Genomic DNA, 7,232 nt, shown 5'->3' with positions numbered 1-7,232 from the left:
TGATTGTCCTGTTTATCTAGCTTTTTATTGTATAAAAACATATCAAATGCCGCAGCAAATACTACTAGATAACCAAATATACTTATTATATCTGGGCTCTCGTTGAAAAATACTATCCCTAAAACAGCAGAGCAGATTATACCACTGTAGTCGTATATAGAAATTTCCTTAGCTGGTGCATATTTATAAGCAAGGGTAATTCCAAATTGACCGATACTCGCTGACACCCCTGCAAGTAACAAGTACACTAGTTGCATAAATGTCATAGGCTTATAAACAGCTAAAAACACAGGTAAAATAACTATAAGCGAAAAAGTTGAGAAGAAAAATACTATAGTATAGTAATCCTCCTTATTACCTAAAACCCTGACACAGGTATATGCAAGTGCTGCAAATATCGCTCCCATTACTCCGACTAAATAAGGTATCACCTGTACATCAAAGCTTGGTTTTATTATAAATAGAGCCCCTATAAATGCCACTGTTACCATCGTAATTTGTTTTAAATTTATCTTTTCCTTTAAAAATAAAGCACAGAAGATAACGACTAAAAACGGACTTAGCTTATTTAACATATTGGCATCTGATAGGACAAGTCTATCTACCGCATAGTAGTTGCATACTATCCCTATAGTCCCGAATAGAGATCTTAGGACTAGTACCTTTCTGTTCTCCTTCTTCCCTACTAAGCTTCCCTTGTGCTTGATTATTAAATATAGAGCTAGAAGAGCTGCTACTAAATTTCTGAAGAATGTCTTTTGAAAGCTCGGCAAATCACCTGCCATCTTTATAAACGCCGACATAACTGCAAATCCACATGCAGATGCAATTATACAGAGTATCCCTTTTATTCTGTTCGATTTGATTACTTTATCCATTAAAAATCCTCCTTAATAAATTATCTATATCTATTTTCAATTATATACTCCAGCATATTATTTTATCGTTTATTTTTTTATTCGTCAAACCGTATATATTAAATATATTTTCCTTATTTGTCATTCATATTCAAAGAAATACTATATTTTTTAAAATAATTTATATCTTTATTATGTTATTTTTATTATAATTAACTAGTGACTATAAAAAATACAATAAATAAGTTGGAGGGAAATTATTATGGCTATCTTTGGACAAGGACCAAGCAAAAAAGAATTATTAAATCAAATAGAAGAGTTAAAAAAAGAGTTAAATGCTATACATCTAACTCAAGAACAAGTCAAATATCTAGATATTAATAAAGAAATAGATAAATTAAATAGACATAAAAACGATTTAAAATCTAAAAACAGAGAACTACAAAATAAAGTATCTTATCTACAACAGACGCTTATAGGCTTAGAAGATATAGAAGAGATGCAGTCATTTGGTATTTATAAAACAAAATACGGTTTAGAATCATCTGAATTGTATAATAGAAAATTACAAAATATAAGAGACAAGCAAAAGGCTATGATAAAAAATAAAACAGCCACAATACATAACACAAGCTATATCGTCGATGGAGATAAGAAAAAGGGTAAAGAATTTATACTAGATACTGTAAAACTATCTCTTAGAGCTTTTAATAACGAATGTGACAACATTATAACCAAAACTAAATTTAACAATGTAGAAAAATCAGCTGAAAGAATAAAAAAAATATACAAAGAAATTAATTCTCTTACTGATATGCAGCATGTATCAATAAAAACAGAATATTTAAATCTAAAAATAGAAGAGCTTTACTTAAAATACGAATATGAATGTAAAAAGCAAGAAGAAAAAGAAGAACAACAGGCAATAAAGGAACGTATGAGAGAAGAAGCTAAGGTTTTAAAAGAATTAGAAGCAGCTAGAAAGAAAATAGAAAAAGAAGAAACCCATTTTTCTAATGCTATAAAGGATTTAAATAATAAATTAGAAAAAGCTGATGATAAAGAAAAAAATACTCTACTAGAAAAAATAAGAGAACTAGAAAATAAATTAAAGGAAGTTGAAGATTCAAAGAAGGATTTAGCTAATAGAGAGCAAAATACACGAGCTGGATATGTCTACGTAATCTCAAATATAGGCTCTTTTGGAGAAAATGTATATAAAATAGGTATGACTAGAAGACTTGATCCTATGGATAGAGTTAGAGAGCTTGGAGATGCATCTGTTCCTTTTAAATTCGATGTTCACGCTATGATTTTTTCAGAGGATGCCCCTGCTTTAGAAAATGCACTACATAAAAAATTTGAAAATAAAAGTGTTAATAAGGTCAATTTGAGAAAAGAATTCTTCAACGTGTCTTTAGAAGAAGTCAAAAAAGAAGTTATAAAAAATCACAACGCTACTATAGAATTTACAATGCTAGCTGAAGCTCAGGAATATAGAGAATCCTTGGCTATGGGTACTAAGCCTATTGAAAAAGCAAAAATAGAACCTGTAGAAACCTCTACAAATGATAACGAAGCTACTTCAAAGCCTACAAATAATGAAGAAAAAACAGCTAAGACAATGTCTTTAAATTTTGAAGAGATGAATTATCTAAGCTTGATAAAAAGGCTTGTATCAGATGTTATAGATACAAATCAAATCTCTTATTTTAAAAACAACGAATACTTAGAAATTAATTTTAAAAATGATTCAGCTAAATATATATGTAGATTATTTTTAAATAAAACAGGTAAAAATAACATCCATTTATTTGATAAGGAAGAAGGAGTTATAATGTTTGATTTTGATGAAATGAATGACTTAGAAGAAATCAAAGACATGTTTATAGACATTGTAAAAGGGTATTTATAAAACAAAGAAATTTTTAACAATTACCGATTATTTTAATTGATAAAATAATTTAATAGTTATAAAATAGTAATTAGAGTTATTCAAAATTGTTATCAAAGGGGGTGAGAAAATGCAAGATAATTACACTATGCCAATCTATCAAAAAATAGCTTTAGACTTGGCAAACAAAATCTATACAGGAAGTATAGTAGAAGGTAGTACTCTATACGGACGCTCTGTTTTAGCTGGAAAATACAACGTTTCTCCAGAAACTATCAGACGTGCGATAAAATTACTAGAAGACATAAAAATTGTGGAAAGTGTCAAAGGCAAAGGAGTTATTGTCCTATCTTCTAAAAACGCGCTATCATTCATAAAAAAATACCAAGATATTACAAATATTTCATCTTACAAGAGCAGTTTATACAAATTGCTTGGAGAAAAATCAAAGCTAGAAAATGAAATAGTAGAAACATTGAACAAAATTATCGATTATTCTAATAGACTAGAAATTATAAATCCACTAGTTCCAGTGCAATTTACTATTGAAGAAAACTGCAAGTACATAGGAAAAACATCAGGTGAAACTAAGTTCTGGCAAAATACAGGTGCAACAATTGTTGCTGTAAAAAGAGGCGAAGAGCTTATAATTTCTCCAGGACCATATATAGAATTTTTAGCTGGAGATTTACTATTAGTAGTTGGAGATAAACATATCTACAATTCTGTACCGGCATTTTTATATGATAATAACGATACTAAATAGAAAATGTTACAAGGGTTGAAATACTCTTGTAACATTTTTTATTTTTATCTAAAAATTCCTATATCCCCGTAAATTGTGTTACTATAATTACATATCAGAAAGGTCGGTGGTCAGTTTGAACTTAAATATAAAAAACAAAGAATTATTTTCTAATATAGGACTAATTTTAGTGGCTATTATATGGGGATTTGCATTTATCGCTATAAAATTCACAGTGGGGTCAATTCCTCCCTTTTATACGATTGCATTTAGATTTATTATTGCGTCGATTGCACTTGTCGTGATATTTTTTAATAAATTAAAGCAGATAAAAAAAGAAGCGCTTGTATGCGGAATCGTGCTGGGCTTATTTGCGTATATCGGTTATTTGGCACAGAATATAGGGCTTGAGTACACAACTGCTAGTAATAGTTCATTTCTATCTGTAACGGATGTCGTGATGGTTCCATTTTTGTATTGGGCAATAAGCAAAACTAAACCAGATATGTACCAGATATCAGCTGGGATAATAGTTATGATCGGCGTGGGATTTTTGTCTTTGAAGGAGAATTTTACTATGGGATTTGGCGATTTGATAACACTACTTGGAGCCTTTGGATTTAGCATGCATATTATTTATATAGATAGATACACAGAGAAAATCGACCCTATGATTTTGGTGATCGTGCAGATTTTGACATGTGCTGTCTTGGGAAGCATTACGGCATTTTTGATAGAGGGAGCTTACGACTTCTCTAGACTCACAAAATTAAGTGTATTTGGAATTTTATTTTTGGGATTTATAAGCACATTGATCACACTATCACTGCAAAATATATGCCAAAAATACACAAAACCAGTCAATGCATCGCTTATACTTTCCTCACAAACTATATTTGCAACGCTATTTGCAATAACTATTTTGAAGGAAACACTTACAATTAAGATGGTTGTCGGCTGCTTGCTGATATTTATCGGGATAATTCTCTGCCAGGTAAAACCAAATTTATTTTCACATAAAAGCTGCCACACAGACAAGGAGGTATAAAAAATGGAAGTCGGACAAAAAATATTGATTAGCAAGGGATATGTTTTTAAGAATTATTTGAAGGGAACTGTTATAGAGTGTAAAACTAGGGAGAAGAAGATGACTGATGTTTTGCTGGATGATAAGATTTATGTCGTGAAGCTTGAAAACGGCGAGATTGTGGAGATTTCTGATGATGTGCTTTGTAATTATACTGTGATTAAGGACAGCGAGGTTAAGACTCATATTTTGTATGATAAGTATACTGATGGGATTACTAATTCTGTTTATTATGTGGTGGATATGATAAAGAAGTTTTTTAGGAATCTTAGGAACGGTAAATAGGTATATAATGTTGAAATTTCAATGTTTTTTGTGATATACTATAGTTATACATATTAATATGAAATACTATTTTTTATAGGTTAATTTTTTAAATCTATTTTGAATTGTATTGGTATTATAGATTAAAATAATAAAGTAAATTAGTGATTTTGCTTTATTAAATTTTCAAAGTCCCACGCACCAGTAATACCAACGGTTTGAGGCACTTTTGAGTATGTATAATAAAATTTATATGTAAGGAAAAAGTTGTACCCCGCAACGGGGGTCTCAAAGCTAGTAATTGCAAGGGCTAAAATTCTAGGGGTTTTATAAGGTACCTTCCCTTAGGGGAATTGAAACTTATCTTTTCCTATTATTTCTATTAAAGAATCGTCTGTAGCGTTTGATAAGGTACCTTCCCTTAGGGGAATTGAAACCATTTACTGTCATAGTATACTGATTTAAAAGCTCCTGTTTGATAAGGTACCTTCCCTTAGGGGAATTGAAACATTAGATCTCAAATCACTTAAAGGTATATTGTGTATAGTTTGATAAGGTACCTTCCCTTAGGGGAATTGAAACTCCAAGGTCTGTTCCACGATACATATTTTTACCATCTTTAGTTTGATAAGGTACCTTCCCTTAGGGGATTTGAAACTCTCATTAAGTTTAACGTATGTTCCTTCTTCAATAGATTCGTTTGATAAGGTACCTTCCCTTAGGGGAATTGAAACAAATAAATATTCTAGAGCGAATAAAGTTTCATTTTTACTGTTTGATAAGGTACCTTCCCTTAGGGGAATTGAAACATATCTTATTCATTATATTGTTATAGTCTTCATAAGATGTTTGATAAGGTACCTTCTCTTAAAATCAGCTAGAAATAATCTAGCTTTTTTTACGCATAAAAAAAGACACCGTACTAATTCAACCTCGTACCATGCCCTATAGAAATTATTCAATTTTTTAACACTCATGTTATAACCTTCCATCCTCATAAAATTATATCAACAATCCAATTAACTTCACTACAGCTGTTACCATAAGCTCACCTCCTCTGAAACCAAATAAAAACTAACAACAACTAGAAGTCAAAGTACAGAAAATTTTCATCGGACAAACAATGCATTTAAGACTCATCTTTTCACCTCCCAAATTATTAAACTAAACTAAAACAAAACTAGAATAATATCTTCAAAATCATTGTTATTGCTCTCATTAGATCACCTCCTTGAAAATATAAATTGAAACTAACAATTATTTAGATAAAATACGATGGAATCGCAAGAATAGCTTTGTAGTACCCATAAACTCTCACCCCCTTTAAATACTTATGCTGTATATACTAAAGATATATTGCTATTGAAATTAAAGATCCTATTGAACCTATACTTAAAACAGCCATGTTATCACCTCCAGATAATTTTTAATATACTTATATTATAGATACTTTGCTAAGGACTATCTTGTCAAAAAGTATGCCAATTTACCAACCACTTTTAGAAGCATAATGTTTCAAGTCTAGTTATATCAATGTATTTAGTTGTTTTTATTAGAAATATAGAAATATTGTGTTTTGGTTGGTAAATATAATTGGTAATGTTGAAATTTCAATATTTTTTGTGATATACTTAAATAAAGAATGGGTATTTTACGAGTATTTAACAGTAACATGAGATGTATTGAAGCAATAACTTATGCATTTCTTTAATTGTAGTATATGTTATTTAACAGTAACATGAGATGTATTGAAGCCCATTTAAATATTAATGGGGTGTGGTTTGGTAAAAAATTTAACAGTAACATGAGATGTATTGAAGCTTTGCTACTTTTTCCGCACTCATACCATATGTCGGATATTTAACAGTAACATGAGATGTATTGAAGCTGATGGAGAGTGCTTATTAATGATTTTTGAAATTGAATTTAACAGTAACATGAGATGTATTGAAGCAGCCAACTAAACATTGGTAAATATCTGTATACATTTATTTAACAGTAACATGAGATGTATTGAAGCATATGTTTGAGTATTACTTGCTTCTTTTTCAATATCATTTAACAGTAACATGAGATGTATTGAAGCTTTTTCTTTCTTGATCCATTGTGTAATTCTTAGCAGATTTAACAGTAACATGAGATGTATTGAAGCTTATCATCCCATCTCCACACCAAAGAATTGCTATTAATTTAACAGTAACATGAGATGTATTGAAGCATTAAAAGAAACTAAAAAAGATGAAATTAAATTAAAATTTAACAGTAACATGAGATGTATTGAAGCACCATAGATTCAATTTCTTTTTTTCTTTTATCTGAAAATTTAACAGTAACATGAGAGGTATTGAAGCTAGTTTGCCTCTGTATTGTTTTCAAACTCTTGTA

General features: G+C 30.0%; 5 protein-coding genes and 1 CRISPR repeat array. Of the genes, 4 read left to right on the top strand and 1 reads right to left on the bottom strand.

The annotated features are described in order from the left end of the window. Positions 1-878: DMT family transporter (locus SPD90_RS11650; protein WP_320925347.1), on the bottom strand; the 878-nt coding region annotated here is incomplete at its 3' end. Positions 879-1,119: 241 nt separating this feature from the next. Here SPD90_RS11650 and SPD90_RS11645 point away from each other — a divergent pair. From SPD90_RS11645 to SPD90_RS11630, 4 genes are all read left to right on the top strand, one after another. Beyond that, positions 1,120-2,772, top strand: a complete 1,653-nt coding sequence (locus SPD90_RS11645) for a DUF4041 domain-containing protein (RefSeq protein WP_320925346.1) — start codon at positions 1,120-1,122, stop codon at positions 2,770-2,772. 109 nt (positions 2,773-2,881) lie between these two features. Continuing rightward, on the top strand, positions 2,882-3,517 hold the full coding sequence (locus SPD90_RS11640; protein ID WP_320925345.1) for a TrkA C-terminal domain-containing protein: 636 nt from the start codon (positions 2,882-2,884) through the stop codon (positions 3,515-3,517). 115 nt (positions 3,518-3,632) lie between these two features. Continuing rightward, a complete protein-coding gene (locus SPD90_RS11635) occupies positions 3,633-4,544 on the top strand; it encodes a DMT family transporter (protein ID WP_320925344.1) in 912 nt (303 codons plus the stop codon). A 3-nt stretch (positions 4,545-4,547) separates the two neighbouring features. Further along, positions 4,548-4,868 carry a hypothetical protein gene (locus SPD90_RS11630; RefSeq protein WP_320925343.1) on the top strand — a complete coding sequence of 107 codons (321 nt, stop codon included), beginning with the start codon at positions 4,548-4,550 and terminating at the stop codon, positions 4,866-4,868. A 1,638-nt stretch (positions 4,869-6,506) separates the two neighbouring features. Beyond that, a CRISPR array of direct repeats spans positions 6,507-7,198; the repeat unit is 30 nt; unit sequence ATTTAACAGTAACATGAGATGTATTGAAGC. Between the last annotated feature and the right edge of the window lie 34 nt (positions 7,199-7,232).

The organism is Intestinibacter sp. (assembly GCF_034113885.1).
In the GTDB taxonomy this organism is placed as follows: Bacteria; Bacillota; Clostridia; order Peptostreptococcales; family Peptostreptococcaceae; genus Intestinibacter.
This window is presented reverse-complemented; position numbering and strand designations above follow the sequence as displayed.